Here is a 12,614-nt window from a genome sequence, read left to right as displayed (position 1 = left end):
CCATGGCAGCTCGCGTGAAATGACAGCCACGGAAGGACACGGAAATCACGGAATATGAAACAAATCAAACCTTTGTTCCGTGTCTGTCCGTGCCTTCCGTGGCTCGCCCTTTTGTCTTGCAGGGTGGCAGCTGGCCATGACAGTTAGCGTGAAAGTCACGGCCTGTCTCGTGTCCCGGGCGACCCGTAGGGCGGAAAAGCGCAGCGTCATCCGCCGTACGGCGTTCGCAGTGCCCAGGCGCCCGCGGCAATCCGGGCGCCGGATGGCGGATGACGGCCTTCGGCCTTTTCCGCCCTACGCCTCTTTCATCATCGGGGGTGGCCACACGGGTCATGGCAGTTAACGACAGGGACGCAGGGTCGGGGGCGTTCGGCCCCCGCCCGACCGGAGCCGCGGCTTCCCGGGCCGCAGCGGGGTGGGCAACGATTACCCGGCGTTCGCGATGGGGTCGCTCTGCCCGGGGCGCGAGACCTTCAACGTGACCAGCTCCTCGGCGCTGGTCGGGTGGATCGGAATGGTCAGATCGAAGTCGCGCTTGGTTGCGCCCATGCGCACTGCGACCGCGAAGCCCTGCAACATTTCGTCGACCCCGTCGCCGACCATGTGGATGCCGACCACCCGTTCGTCGTCGCCGGCACAGACGAGCTTCATCGAGACGGGGGCGATGTCGCCCTCGGCGAAGGCCCGCGCGAGCCCGCCGAACTCGGTCTCGTAGACGTGCACCTGGTCGCCGTACCGGGCGACTGCCTGCGGTTCGGTCATGCCCACTGCAGCCGTGGGCGGATGGGTGAAGGTCACGGTCGGAATCTGGCTGTAGTCGACCGGAACGGGGTTGCGTTCCGGTGCGAACCAGCGATCGGCCAGCCGGCGGCCGGCGGCGATCGCGACCGGAGTCAGCGGACCCTTGCCGACGATGTCGCCGAGCGCGAATACGCCCGGGACGTTCGTCTGCTGCCACTCATCGACTGGCACGGTCCCGTTCGGGCGCAGTTTCACGCCGGTCGATTCGAGGCCGATGTCGCGGGTTTTCGGCGAGCGCCCGACCGCCCAGAGCACGCGCTCGAACGGACCGAGCTCGCTGCCGTCGGCGATTTGTACGCGCACCGCGCCGGGCTCACCCGCGAGACCGTTCACCGTGGCGCCGAGACGGCGTTCGATGCCCTGTTCCCCGAGGTGCCGTTCGAGCACGTGGCTGACCATCGGGTCGAACATTTCCAGCACCCGGTCCTCCATCGCGACCACGGTCACCTCCGTGCCGAACGCCCGGAGCATGCCGGCCATCTCCAGCCCGATGTAGCCGGCGCCGATGATCGCGATCGATTTCGGCAGGTCCGTCCACTGGAAGAAGTCGTCCGAGGTCGCACCGAGCTCGTGTCCAGGCATGCGCGGCACCAAGGGTTCGCCGCCGGTGGCGATCACCACGCGCTCGCCGCGGTATTCCTTGCCCCCGGCGCTGACGGTGCGCTCGTCCAGCAGCTGTGCCCGTTCCGGCACGTACTCGACCCCGAGGCGTTCCAGGTAGCCGGACCAGTAGTCGTTCAGCATGCGCAGGAATGCATGCCGGCGTTGGACCAGATCCGGGTAGCGAATGCCCGAGAATTGCAAATCCACGCCGAATTCCGCGGCATGGCGGGCGTGGCCGATGTGGTGGGCCGCATACCAGGTCAGCTTCTTGGGCACGCAACCCTCGTTCACGCAGGTGCCGCCGAGGGGTTTCGGGTCGAAGACCACGACCCGAGCACCGTGGCCGGCGGCCCGCTCGGCGACCGCGAGACCCCCGCTGCCGCCGCCGATCACGATTACGTCGTACTGTTCCATGTGGGCTCCCGTTGGATTCTGCGAATGAGCGTGCCCCGCGGTCACGGGGCACTCGTCACGATTGCGCCGGCATTTTACCGGAGTGGTGGTCTGGCGGCCGAATGGCCGGGACGGCGCGCCGGAAACCCGGTTTCCGGCGCGCTGCGCATCAGGCCGCGGGGCGGATACGCGCCCGGTCGAGCCAATGCTCCAGGTCTTCCGATCCGCCGATGCGCTCGCCGTTCACGAACACCTGCGGCACCGTCATCGCGCCGGTTGCGGCCCGCAGGCTGCGCAGGCTGGCGTCGCGGCCGAGCACGATTTCCTCGAAGTCCATCCCGGCCTGCTGCAGGTCGTCCTTCGCGGCCTTGCAGTACGGGCAACCGGGCTTGGTGAACAGCACCACATCCTTGGGGCGGGCGGCGTTTGGTGCCAGGTAGGCGAGCATCGTGTCGGCGTCGGAAACCATGAACGGGTCGCCGGGCTCGTCGGGTTCGATGAACTGCTTCTCGATCACACCGTCGCGCACCAGCATCGAATAGCGCCAGGAGCGCTTGCCGAAGCCCAGGTCGGACTTGTCCACCAGCATGCCCATCGGCTCGGTGAACTCGGCGTTGCCGTCGGCGATGAAGGTAATGCGTTCGGCCTGCTGATCCGCCTGCCAGGCCTCCATCACGAAGCCGTCGTTCACCGAGATGCATACGATCTCGTCGATGCCCTGTGCCTTCAGTACTGGCGCCAGTTCGTCGTAGCGGGGCACATGCGCCGAGGAACACGTTGGCGTGAAGGCACCCGGCAGCGCGAACACGACCACGTTGCGGCCGTTGAAGAGGTCCGCAGAGCGGACGTCGTTCCACTCGTTGTCCTTGCGGCAGCGGAAGGTGATCTCGGGTACGCGCTGACCTTCGCGTGATTGCAGTGCCATGATGATGTCTCCTCAATCGAAATGAACGGGTTGGTTCGCAATGGTTCGGATCCAGCCGCGACTGAAACGAGCCCCAGACTACGTGCCAGATGAGAATAATTCCAATCGAATGATAATATGGTTTCGATAGTGTTCGACGAATATTGGTTGAGCGAGCCGCGTCTGCCGCGTAGCGGGATATCCCGTGTCGGCAGGGCTGACGGTTGACGGGAACCCGCGAAACCGGGAAGCTTTCGCCCTCGCCCGCTGCTGCGGGCACTCGCGTTATGGTGGTCCGTGTCGGTCCCCCCGCGACGATAGGCCGTGAACCCCGCCAGGCCCGGAAGGGAGCAACGGTAGCGGCCGATTCGGGCGCCGGGGTGTGGCGGGTGCGGGCCGCCGCCCTTTCGCGCACATTCGGCCGCGCAGACCGGGGGTTCCGGAAACAGATGAGTCATCAGGTGCTGGCCCGAAAATGGCGCCCCAGCCGGTTCGAGGACCTGGTGGGCCAGCCGCATGTAGTGCGCGCGCTGGTGAATGCGCTGAGCAGCGGCCGCCTCCATCACGCCTATCTGTTTTCGGGGACCCGCGGGGTTGGCAAGACGACGGTCGCCCGCATCCTGGCCCGCTGCCTCAATTGCGAAACGGGTGTGACCGCGACGCCCTGCGGCCATTGCCGGTCCTGCGTCGAAATTGCCGAAGGGCGGCATCTGGACCTGATCGAGGTCGACGCGGCATCGCGCACCCGGGTCGACGACACCCGGGAGCTGCTGGACAACGTTTCCTACGCACCGGTTTCGGGGCGCTACAAGGTGTACCTGGTCGACGAGGTGCACATGCTCTCCGAGAAGAGCTTCAATGCGCTGCTGAAGACCCTCGAGGAGCCGCCACCGCACATCGTCTTCCTGCTGGCGACCACCGATCCTCAGAAGTTGCCGGTGACCGTGCTCTCGCGCTGTCTCCAGTTCAACCTGAAGCCGATGCCGGCGGCGCTGATTGCCGAGCACCTGGAGCGCATCCTCGCGTCGGAGGGCGTGGCCGCAGCGCCGGGCGCGTTGCTGCGGCTGGCGGAAGCCGCCGAGGGGAGCATGCGCGACGCGCTCAGTCTTACCGACCAGGCGATCGCCTATTCCGGCGACGAGCTGGGCGAGTCCGAGATCTGCGACATGATCGGCCTGTTGCCGAGATCGCGGCTGACCGAACTCCTCGACGTGGTCTGGGCGAGGCAGGGGCGGCGCATGTTCGAGGTGCTGGGCGAACTTGATGCGCTGGCCCCGGACTGGGCCCGGCTGCTCGAGGAGCTGGCGGCATTGGTGCACGGCGTGGCGGTGCAGCAGGTGCTGTCGCAGGAGCCGGGGGCGGCTGGAGCCGGCGTGCCGGACGACCCCGCGTCGCGCTGGGCGCAGCAGGCCGCGGAGCGCGAAGCGCCCGAGGATATCCAGCTTGCCTACCAGATCCTGCTCCAGGGGGCGCGTGATCTGCCGTATGCGCCGGACGCCAGGATCGGGGTCGAAATGACGCTGTTGCGCATGCTGGCGTTCCGGCCCGCGCCAGACGCGCGGGCAGCCGACCCTGCGGCGCCCGCCGGCACGCGCGGCGCCGGGCCCGTTGCGGCCGCGTCCAGCGTGGCGCCAGAGCCGGCGCCGGCCCGCACCGCGACCAGCGGCGCGACGCCCGCGCGATCGCCCGCGCCGGGGACCCCCGCGGCAGGGGCGTCTGTGGCAAGCCCGCCTGCGCCCCGATCCGCAAGCGGAGTCCGCGAGCCGGGTGCCCGTGAGGCCGCCAGCGTGCCGGCCATGAACGCCCGGCATCCCGCTGCGGTCGACCAGGACCAGCCCGCCCCCAGTCCGCGGCAGTCCTCGCAAGCGGCCGGTTCCGGCAGCACCAGCGCGCTGGACTGGCATGCCTTCGCGAGTACGCTTCCCGCCGGTCCGGCACGTGAACTGGCCCTGCACGCGGACCTGCTCGAATGCGGACCCGAGCGGGTGGTCATTGCGGTTCAGCCTGCGCATCGCATGCTGGGTACCGCGCGAACCCGCGCTCGGTTGGCTGAGGCATTGGGCCGCGCGCTCGGATACGAGGTCGGCCTGGACCTTCGGGAGCAGGCGGCACCGTCTGACAACACTCCGGCCGCCAGGCTTGCGGCGGACGCGGCCGACCGTCACGCTAGGGCCGAGGCGGAACTCCGTGCCGACCCGGTGATCCAGACGCTGCAGCAGACCTTCGGCGCAGAGGTTACCCGGGTCGTCGTCGGCGACGATGACAGCCGCCCTGAAGCGGACACCCCGCCGGCGTCCTAGAGCGGCGGCACCGGGCGCCGCGGGATGTCCATCACACAGGTTTCGACATGCCTTTGAGCAGGAGCAGCAGGAAATGATGAAAGGTGGTTTGGGTGGGCTGATGAAACAGGCCCAGAAAATGCAGGAAGACATGCAGAAGGTGCAGGCCGAGCTTGCGAACATGGAGATCGAGGGGCAGGCCGGTGGCGGTTTGGTGCGCGTGGTGATGACCGGCAAGCATGAAGTGCGCCGGGTGAGCATCGACCCCAGTCTGTTCGACGATGACCGCGACATGATCGAGGATCTGGTGGCGGCGGCGGTGAACGACGCCGTGCACAAGGCCGAAGCAGAAACGCAGGAGCGCATGGCCGGTCTGACGGCCGGAATGGGCTTGCCCGCCGGCATGAAACTGCCGTTCTGATTGGGAACCTCGGGCTGCTGGCGTTGCGTGCGCGGCGATGACGACCGAGCCCGCCCTCGAGGAACTGCTCGCTGCGCTGCGTTGCTTGCCGGGTGTCGGCACCAAGTCGGCGCGGCGCATGGCGCTGCACCTGCTGGAACGCGATCGCCCGGGGGCCCGCCGGTTGTCCCGGGCGCTGGCGGTCGCCGCGGACACGATCGGGCACTGTTCCCGCTGTCGCACGCTGACGGCGGCCACCATTTGTGCACGCTGCGCCGACGCCTCGCGTGATGCAGGCGTGATCTGCGTGGTGGAAACGCCCGGTGACGTGCTGGCGATCGAGGGCGCCACCGATTTCCGCGGGCTGTTTCACGTGCTGCTGGGGCGCTTGTCGCCGCTCGACGGCATCGGTCCCGCGGAACTGGGGCTGGATCGGCTGGAGCAACGGCTGCACGATGAACCCGTGCGGGAGCTCATTCTGGCCACGAATGCGTCGGTCGAAGGCGAGGTGACCGCGCACTACCTCGCGGAGATGGCCGCACGGCATGGCGTGCGCGCCACACGGATCGCGCAGGGCGTGCCGGCCGGTGGCGAACTGGAATATCTGGACGCCGGCACGCTCAGCCACGCCTTGTCGGGGCGGCGCGAATATTGATATAAATCGGCCCCCTCGAACCTCCGACCGCAAGGGTGACGCGTGAGCGACTGTGTGTTCTGCCGTATCGTGGCCGGCGACATTCCCGCGCGGGTGATCCTGGAAACCGACACGGTGCTGGCGTTCCATGATCTGAACCCGCAGGCGCCCGGACATGCGCTGGTGATCCCGCGGCGCCATATCGCGACCTTGAACGATGCCTCGGACGCGGACCGCGCGATCCTCGGTGACCTGTTGCTCGCGGGGGCGGAGGTGGCCCGCATCCTGGGTTTCGCGGAATCCGGGTATCGAACCGTGATGAACTGCAACCGCGACGGGGGGCAGACGGTCTACCATATACATCTGCATGTATTGGGTGGGCGGCATTTGTCCTGGCCCCCAGGCTGACGCAAAAGAGGGTATACTAGAGCTGTAGGGCGGTCCGGAACGGGGTTGGCCCTGCGGGGAGAACTCGACAGATGAACGCATGCCATCGAACAACTCGTTTCGCGCTCAAGCTGGTCTTGGGCGTGTTGCCGTTCGTGCTGGCATCGGGCGCGTTGCATGCCGATTCCCGCTCCCTGTATTCGCTCGGGTACACCCCGGGCGATGATGCCCGGGCGAATCTCGACGCGTTCACTTCGGCGGACCGGCTGCGTCCCGGGTTCCGTAACGACGTGCAACGCGGCCATTCGCTCAATCTGGAAGTGCGTTCCAGCCGGCTGCCGTCCGCGGCGGCTCCCGGCCTTGCCGAACAGTCGGTGGAAACCAGCGGTGGGTATCTGCACCGGTTTGGCGGCAGCGGCTTCGGGTACGGCGTCGACCTTGGCCTGGGTATGTATGCGCCGAGCTGGGATCAGCCACTCGGCTTCGATCTGGATCAGGACCTCGGCAGCCCAAGCTCGTTCATGGTCACGGATTTCAGCACCGGGCCTACCTATGAATCGGGCAGCCTGCGCAGCCGGGTGCGCGTCGGCGTTCGCTATCCCCTGCTCGGCGAGGGCGATACGCGAAGCGCACTGTACGGCCACCGTGGCGACACCGGTCGCAGCGCGGGCTACGTAAGCCTGGATAGCCGGTTGCGTTTCAGCAACCAGACCGAGATGTCGCTGAGCGTGTTCTACGACGACTACGGTCTGAGTTCGTCGTCGGATGACTGGCTGAGCGACGGTCTCGGTTTCGGTGGCGGTACGGGTGGCAGCCAGTCGGTGGTCGGCTTCGAGATGGGACTGAATTTCTGACCCGACGGTCGTGCTGCCTGGCATCATCGGGTGCCGCGATCCCCGGGCCTGACGCGCGCGCCAGCGACGATTTCCTGCAACAGTTCGTGCCAGGCCTCGAGCCGGCGCGCGGGTAGTTCGCCGTTTGCGACGGCAGCCCTGACCGCACAGCCCGGTTCGGCCTGGTGGGTGCAATCCCGGAACCGGCATTGCCCGGCGTGTGCGGCCAGGTCGGAAAATCCCCGTGCCAGTTCCGTGGCGCTGCCGATTTCCGGGGTGAAATCGCGGACCCCCGGTGAATCGATCCAGGCTCCCCCCTCGGATTCGTACCAGCGTGCCGTGGTGGTGGTGTGCCGGCCCTCGCCGGAATGTCCGAGTTCGCCGATCCGCAGTTCTTCACGGGGCAGCAGCGACTGGATCAGCGAGGATTTGCCGACGCCGGATTGGCCGACCAGGATGTTGCTGCTGCCGCGTGCGGCTGTTCTGAGCCGATCGAGCCCGTACCCGGTGTGTGCGCTCACATGCAGCAGTTCCAGATCCAGGCACCGGTAGTTTTCGAGCAACGCGTCGAAGGTCGAGGGGCGTTGGGGGTCGATGCAATCCCACTTGTTCACGAGCAGGGCAGGGCGTGCGGGCAGGTTGACGATGCCGGTCAGGAATCGGTCGACCAGAAACCTCGGCACCTCGGGCTGCGGCGCAATCACGATCCAGACCCGGTCGATGTTGGCAGCGATGGTTCTCAGCCGGTGGGTCCCGTCGCGGCGGCTCAGTTGGTTGTGCCGTTTCGCGCGCCGCGTGACTGCGGCTTGGGTGGGTTCGAGGAACACGAGGTCGCCGCAGACGACGTCGTCGGTCCTGCGCCGCAGCCGTGCACGATGAATTCGTTGCCAGTCGTCGAGCAGGTCGACCTCGCTGCCGTAGCGCGCCACCACCCGGAGCGGAGCGGTGGCGGACTGCGGGTGGTTTCCGGACTGCGCCGTGCTCATGCTGCGGATCACCCCCGCGCAACCTGGACGGGGAACGATGGCGGTTTCCTGCGGACCGGGGGGGCGCCGGAGTCTGCCGGACGCGGGGCCACACGCGGCCCCGCGCCCGGTCGGTCGACACGCGACCTAGTCGAACAGCGCATCGACGTGGGCGGCGCAGATATAGTCGTTCAGTGTCAGCCCGTTTACCGCGTGGGTCGTGAACCGGACCACGCATTGGTTGTAGGAAACCTCGAGATCCGGATGGTGGTCCTCGCGGTTCGCGATCCACGCAACCGCGTTCACGAAGCCGATGGTTTCGTGAAAATTGCCAAAGCGCAGCCGCCGCGAGATCAGTCCCCGGTCGGCATCCAGGTTCCAGTCTGGGTGCAGCTGCTTCAGCATCGCATCCCGGTCGGCGGGGCTCATCGGCCCCGGGAAGCGTTCCGGGGGCTCGCAATGCCGGTCTTTCAGGTCGTTCATCGCAGGCCCTCCCGGCGCTCAGAACTGGTAGTAGTTTTCGTTGAGATAGTGCGCGACGGCCTCGACCTCGTCGTCGAACCAGCCCATTCCGAGGTTCACGTTACAGGTGTTCACCTGCGTGACCAGTGAATCGAACGACTGCACATTGCGAGTATGGCGGGTGTACAGCTCCGACCCGTCGCCGCCAACCATGCTCACGTGGCAGGTCACGCAGTTCTCCTGGTGCAGCTCTTCACCCAGTTCGACGTTTCCGGCCTGGGACGGTGCCGCGAAGGCGGTCGCGACGAGCAGGGTGCCAACTGCGGTTGCGAGATGACGCATAGGACTTTCTCCTTTGCTGTGGGCGTGCCGGACCCGGTCACGGATCCGGCCCTGAATGATAGACTGGCAAACGACTCGAGGGAGCGCACATGGGCCAGAATGCCGATAACCTGATCTGGATAGACCTCGAGATGACCGGTCTGGATCCCCATTCGGACCTGATTCTCGAGGTTGCAACGATCGTCACCGACAAGGATCTGAACGTGCTTGCCGAAGGGCCGGTGATCGCGGTGCGCCAGTCGGAAGCCGTGCTGGCTCGCATGGACGACTGGAACCGCAGGACCCACGGGGCGTCCGGGCTGATGCAGCGCGTGCGTAGCAGCATGACCGATGAACTCGGCGCCGAACACGCGACGCTGGCGTTTCTGAAGCAGTGGGTGCCGCGCAATGCATCGCCGATGTGCGGCAACTCGATCTGCCAGGACCGCCGCTTCCTGGCTCGCTGCATGCCCGACCTCGAACGGTACTTCCATTACCGCAACCTGGACGTCAGCACGTTGAAGGAGCTGGTCCGGCGCTGGGCGCCTCAGGTGCTCGCGTCCACGAACAAGGAAGCCACGCACCAGGCGCTGCAGGACATCCGGGACTCGATCGCCGAACTGCGTCATTACCGCGAGCACTTCATCCGGATGCCGGGCGCGGGCTCTGGCGCCGGGTAGATTCTGGGGCGGGGGTCGAACGCGTTCGCTGCGCGACACGAGATCGGGTCCGGGCGGGAGCCGTCACGTCGGCGGTGGCGGTGTCAGCACCGTGGGTTGGCCGTCTAGCGCCGGGTTGCGCTCGGGATAGTCCCGGATGTAGTGCAGTCCTCGGCTTTCCCTGCGTTCCAGCGCGCTGTTCACGATGATGTCGGCGACCAGCACCAGGTTGCGCAGTTCGATCAGATCGGGCGTGATCCGGTAGTGGCTGTAGTATTCGTGCACCTCGTCCATCAGAACGCCGATGCGCCGCTGCGCGCGCAGCAGCCGATCCCGCCTGCGGACGATTCCAACGTAGTCCCACATCAGCCGGCGCAGTTCATCCCAGTCGTGGGACACCACGACCTCCTCGTCGGAATCGGTGACCCGCGATTCGTCCCAGTTCGGCGGCTGCGGCAGCGACTCCGGGCGTAACGGATCCGCAACCGACAGGATGTGGTCCGCTGCGGCCCGTGCATAGACCAGGCATTCCAGAAGCGAATTGCTCGCCATCCGGTTGGCGCCGTGCAGCCCGGTGTACGAGACTTCGCCGGCTGCATAAAGCCCCGGGATATCGGTCTGTCCGTGCCGGTTCACCATCACTCCGCCGCAGGTGTAGTGCGCGGCCGGCACCACCGGCAGCGGTTCGGCCGTCATGTCGAAGCCGTATTGCAGGCAGCGTTGGTGAATGGTCGGGAAGTGCTCGCGCACGAATTCCGGTGGACGGTGGCTGATGTCCAGGTACACGCAGTCGATGCCTAAGCGCTTCATCTCGTGGTCGATCGCGCGGGCGACGATGTCACGCGGCGCGAGTTCGGCGCGCCGGTCGAAGCGTTCCATGAACCGTTCCCCGCCGGGCAGGAGCAAGTGCCCGCCCTCGCCGCGCACGGCCTCCGAGATCAGGAAGGACTTGGCCTTGGGGTGGAACAGGCAGGTGGGATGGAACTGCATGAATTCCATGTTCGCAACCCGGCAGCCGGCGCGCCAGGCCATCGCGATTCCGTCCCCGGTCGCGCCGTCGGGGTTGGAGCTGTACAGGTAGACCTTGCTGGCGCCGCCGGTGGCGAGGATCACGACCGGTGCCAACACGGTCTGCACCTGCCGCGTCTTGCCGTCCTGCACATAGGCACCGATGACCCGGGGGCTGCCGCCGGCGCGGTGCACGATCAGGTCCACCGCCATGTGCCGCTCGAACACGTCGATCCGGGGGCGCTCCCGGAGGGTGTGTACCAGTGTGTCCTCGATCGCCTGGCCGGTGGCGTCGGCCGCGTGGGCGACCCGCCGCGCACTGTGCCCGCCCTCGCGGGTCAAGTGCAGGCGGCTGCGCCCCTCGTGGGCCTCGCGGGTGAACGGCACGCCGAGTCCGAGCAGCCACTGGATCGCCTCGGGACCGGCGGCTACGGTGCGGCGCACGGCATCGATCTCGCACAGGCCGGCGCCGGCGTCGAGGGTGTCGGCCACGTGGGCATCAAAGGAGTCGGCCTTGTCCAGCACCGCCGAGATTCCCCCTTGCGCGTAGCGGGTGCTGCCCTCGTCGACCGGCCCCTTGCTGAGCACGGCCACGCGCCGGAACGGGGCGAGATGGAGCGCCGCGGTGAGGCCCGAGGCGCCGCTGCCGATGATCAGGACGTCGAAGCGCTCGACCGGCGGATCCATTTGTGTTGCGGTCATGGCTCAGGTAACGTTCCGCCGTTGCATTGCCGGCAGCCGACCGCGTGCCGCGACGCTTGGGGCAATCGAGACGAACTTCACCATGATTACAGGGTCCATGCAGCCAAGATTACCGGAGTCGGGGCTCCGGGCGGGAGTCTCCGCATGAGCGAGAAGGCTTCCGACGAGGCCCTGGTCAAGCGCGTTCAAGGTGGCGACAAGGCGGCATTCGACATCCTGGTCCTCAAGTACCAGCACAAGATCATCAATCTGGTCGGGCGCTACGTGCACGACCATGCGGCGGCGCTCGACGTGTCGCAGGAGGCCTTCATCAAGGCCTACCGGGGGCTGGCGAACTTTCGGGGTGAGAGTGCGTTCTACACCTGGCTATACCGGATCGCGATCAACACCGCGAAGAACTACCTCGTGGCCCAGGGAAGACGGCGGCCCGAGGCGGAAGTGGACGCTCAGGACGCCGAGCAGATCGGTGGCGATTCGGCCCTCAAGGACAGTGCAACCCCAGAAGGGGAGTTGTTGTCAGAGGAAATACAGGTAGCGGTGCAGCGCACCATCGAACGCTTGCCGGACGATTTGCGAACCGCGATCACGCTGCGCGAACTGGAAGGATTGAGCTACGAGGAGATCGCCCAGACCATGGGATGTCCGATCGGTACGGTCCGTTCGCGCATCTTTCGAGCCCGAGAAGCCATCGACCGGACCTTGCGTCCGCTGCTAAACGATTGAGCGAGCGATGATGAACAACCAAGTGAGCAAAGCCGAGCGCCTGTCGGCGCTGGTGGACAACGAAACCGACGCGTTCGAGACCCGCCGGCTGGTCGACGAGTTGTCGAAGTCGGACGAGGATCGCGACACCTGGGCGCGTTACCACCTGATCGGGGATGGCTTGCGCGGAGGTCTGCGCCAGGTAGCGCCGGCGGATTTCGTCGATCGCATACGCAACGAGCTTGCCGATGAGGCGCCATTGCGCGTGGCGGCCGGTGGCCATACGCAGGCCCGCTGGCTCAAGCCGGTGGCCGGCGCCGGTGTTGCCGCAGCGGTGGCGATGGCGACCCTGCTGGGTCTGCAGATGGTCGTCGGTGGCGATGAGACTTCGCCGGTCGCGACCACCGCCGATGCCGAGCCGGAGACACTGGCGACGGAGAACGACGGCGTTGTGGCGCCGGACCCGCGTTTCGCGCGCTACCTCGAAAACCATGCCGAACTGGTGGCCCCCGGATCGTCGGCGTTCGCCCGGGTTCGCAACTCGGTGGACGGCGAGTAGCG

At 66.9% G+C, this 12,614-nt stretch carries 15 protein-coding genes and 1 other RNA gene; 10 read left to right on the top strand and 6 right to left on the bottom strand.

What is annotated here, in order from left to right; genetic code table 11:
- Window positions 1-136 precede the first annotated feature (136 nt).
- The gene (locus THITH_RS19355) at window positions 137-343 is read left to right on the top strand and encodes a hypothetical protein (RefSeq protein WP_006748346.1); all 207 of its coding nucleotides are present in this window, start codon (window positions 137-139) and stop codon (window positions 341-343) included.
- Window positions 344-426: 83 nt separating this feature from the next.
- Here THITH_RS19355 and gorA read toward each other — a convergent pair whose 3' ends face one another.
- Window positions 427-1,818, bottom strand: a complete 1,392-nt coding sequence (gene gorA / locus THITH_RS11850) for a glutathione-disulfide reductase (protein WP_006748345.1) — start codon at window positions 1,816-1,818, stop codon at window positions 427-429.
- Window positions 1,819-1,966: 148 nt separating this feature from the next.
- Complete coding sequence (locus tag THITH_RS11845; protein ID WP_006748344.1) at window positions 1,967-2,722, bottom strand: glutathione peroxidase; 756 nt, start codon at window positions 2,720-2,722, stop codon at window positions 1,967-1,969.
- A gap of 277 nt (window positions 2,723-2,999) precedes the next feature.
- On the opposite strand from THITH_RS11845, the gene ffs reads away from it, so the two are divergent.
- From ffs to THITH_RS11820, 6 genes are all read left to right on the top strand, one after another.
- An RNA gene (ffs, locus tag THITH_RS18105) (signal recognition particle sRNA small type) lies at window positions 3,000-3,096 on the top strand.
- 54 nt (window positions 3,097-3,150) lie between these two features.
- Window positions 3,151-5,001 carry a DNA polymerase III subunit gamma/tau gene (dnaX, locus tag THITH_RS11840; RefSeq protein ID WP_025367530.1) on the top strand — a complete coding sequence of 617 codons (1,851 nt, stop codon included), beginning with the start codon at window positions 3,151-3,153 and terminating at the stop codon, window positions 4,999-5,001.
- Window positions 5,002-5,074: 73 nt separating this feature from the next.
- Window positions 5,075-5,401: a YbaB/EbfC family nucleoid-associated protein gene (locus tag THITH_RS11835; RefSeq protein ID WP_006747866.1), complete on the top strand. Its 327-nt coding sequence runs from the start codon at window positions 5,075-5,077 to the stop codon at window positions 5,399-5,401.
- Window positions 5,402-5,438: 37 nt separating this feature from the next.
- Window positions 5,439-6,035: a recombination mediator RecR gene (gene recR, locus THITH_RS11830; RefSeq protein WP_006747867.1), complete on the top strand. Its 597-nt coding sequence runs from the start codon at window positions 5,439-5,441 to the stop codon at window positions 6,033-6,035.
- Between the two features lie 42 nt (window positions 6,036-6,077).
- Window positions 6,078-6,422, top strand: a complete 345-nt coding sequence (locus THITH_RS11825; protein WP_006747868.1) for a histidine triad nucleotide-binding protein — start codon at window positions 6,078-6,080, stop codon at window positions 6,420-6,422.
- Between the two features lie 71 nt (window positions 6,423-6,493).
- Window positions 6,494-7,255, top strand: a complete 762-nt coding sequence (locus tag THITH_RS11820; protein ID WP_006747869.1) for a hypothetical protein — start codon at window positions 6,494-6,496, stop codon at window positions 7,253-7,255.
- A gap of 23 nt (window positions 7,256-7,278) precedes the next feature.
- On the opposite strand, the gene rsgA is transcribed toward THITH_RS11820, so the two are convergent.
- The 3 genes from rsgA to THITH_RS11805 form a co-directional block, all read right to left on the bottom strand.
- Window positions 7,279-8,220, bottom strand: coding sequence for a ribosome small subunit-dependent GTPase A (gene rsgA, locus THITH_RS11815; protein ID WP_006747870.1), 942 nt, complete (start codon window positions 8,218-8,220; stop codon window positions 7,279-7,281).
- A 126-nt stretch (window positions 8,221-8,346) separates the two neighbouring features.
- The gene (locus THITH_RS11810; protein ID WP_006747871.1) at window positions 8,347-8,682 is read right to left on the bottom strand and encodes a 4a-hydroxytetrahydrobiopterin dehydratase; all 336 of its coding nucleotides are present in this window, start codon (window positions 8,680-8,682) and stop codon (window positions 8,347-8,349) included.
- Window positions 8,683-8,700: 18 nt separating this feature from the next.
- The gene (locus THITH_RS11805; RefSeq protein WP_006747872.1) at window positions 8,701-9,003 is read right to left on the bottom strand and encodes a c-type cytochrome; all 303 of its coding nucleotides are present in this window, start codon (window positions 9,001-9,003) and stop codon (window positions 8,701-8,703) included.
- A gap of 89 nt (window positions 9,004-9,092) precedes the next feature.
- On the opposite strand from THITH_RS11805, the gene orn reads away from it, so the two are divergent.
- Complete coding sequence (gene orn, locus THITH_RS11800) at window positions 9,093-9,662, top strand: oligoribonuclease (protein WP_006747873.1); 570 nt, start codon at window positions 9,093-9,095, stop codon at window positions 9,660-9,662.
- A gap of 63 nt (window positions 9,663-9,725) precedes the next feature.
- Here orn and nadB read toward each other — a convergent pair whose 3' ends face one another.
- Window positions 9,726-11,351 carry an L-aspartate oxidase gene (nadB, locus tag THITH_RS11795; protein WP_006747874.1) on the bottom strand — a complete coding sequence of 542 codons (1,626 nt, stop codon included), beginning with the start codon at window positions 11,349-11,351 and terminating at the stop codon, window positions 9,726-9,728.
- A 144-nt stretch (window positions 11,352-11,495) separates the two neighbouring features.
- Here nadB and rpoE point away from each other — a divergent pair, with 144 nt between their 5' ends.
- Together rpoE and THITH_RS11785 are read left to right on the top strand one after the other, a co-directional pair.
- Window positions 11,496-12,074, top strand: coding sequence for an RNA polymerase sigma factor RpoE (gene rpoE / locus THITH_RS11790; RefSeq protein ID WP_006747875.1), 579 nt, complete (start codon window positions 11,496-11,498; stop codon window positions 12,072-12,074).
- A gap of 10 nt (window positions 12,075-12,084) precedes the next feature.
- Window positions 12,085-12,612: a sigma-E factor negative regulatory protein gene (locus tag THITH_RS11785; RefSeq protein ID WP_025367527.1), complete on the top strand. Its 528-nt coding sequence runs from the start codon at window positions 12,085-12,087 to the stop codon at window positions 12,610-12,612.
- Window positions 12,613-12,614 lie beyond the last annotated feature (2 nt).

The organism is Thioalkalivibrio paradoxus ARh 1, assembly GCF_000227685.2.
In the GTDB taxonomy this organism is placed as follows: Bacteria; Pseudomonadota; Gammaproteobacteria; order Ectothiorhodospirales; family Ectothiorhodospiraceae; genus Thioalkalivibrio; species Thioalkalivibrio paradoxus.
The sequence above is the reverse complement of the archived record's forward strand: the minus strand, read 5'-3'. Positions and strand labels throughout refer to the sequence as shown.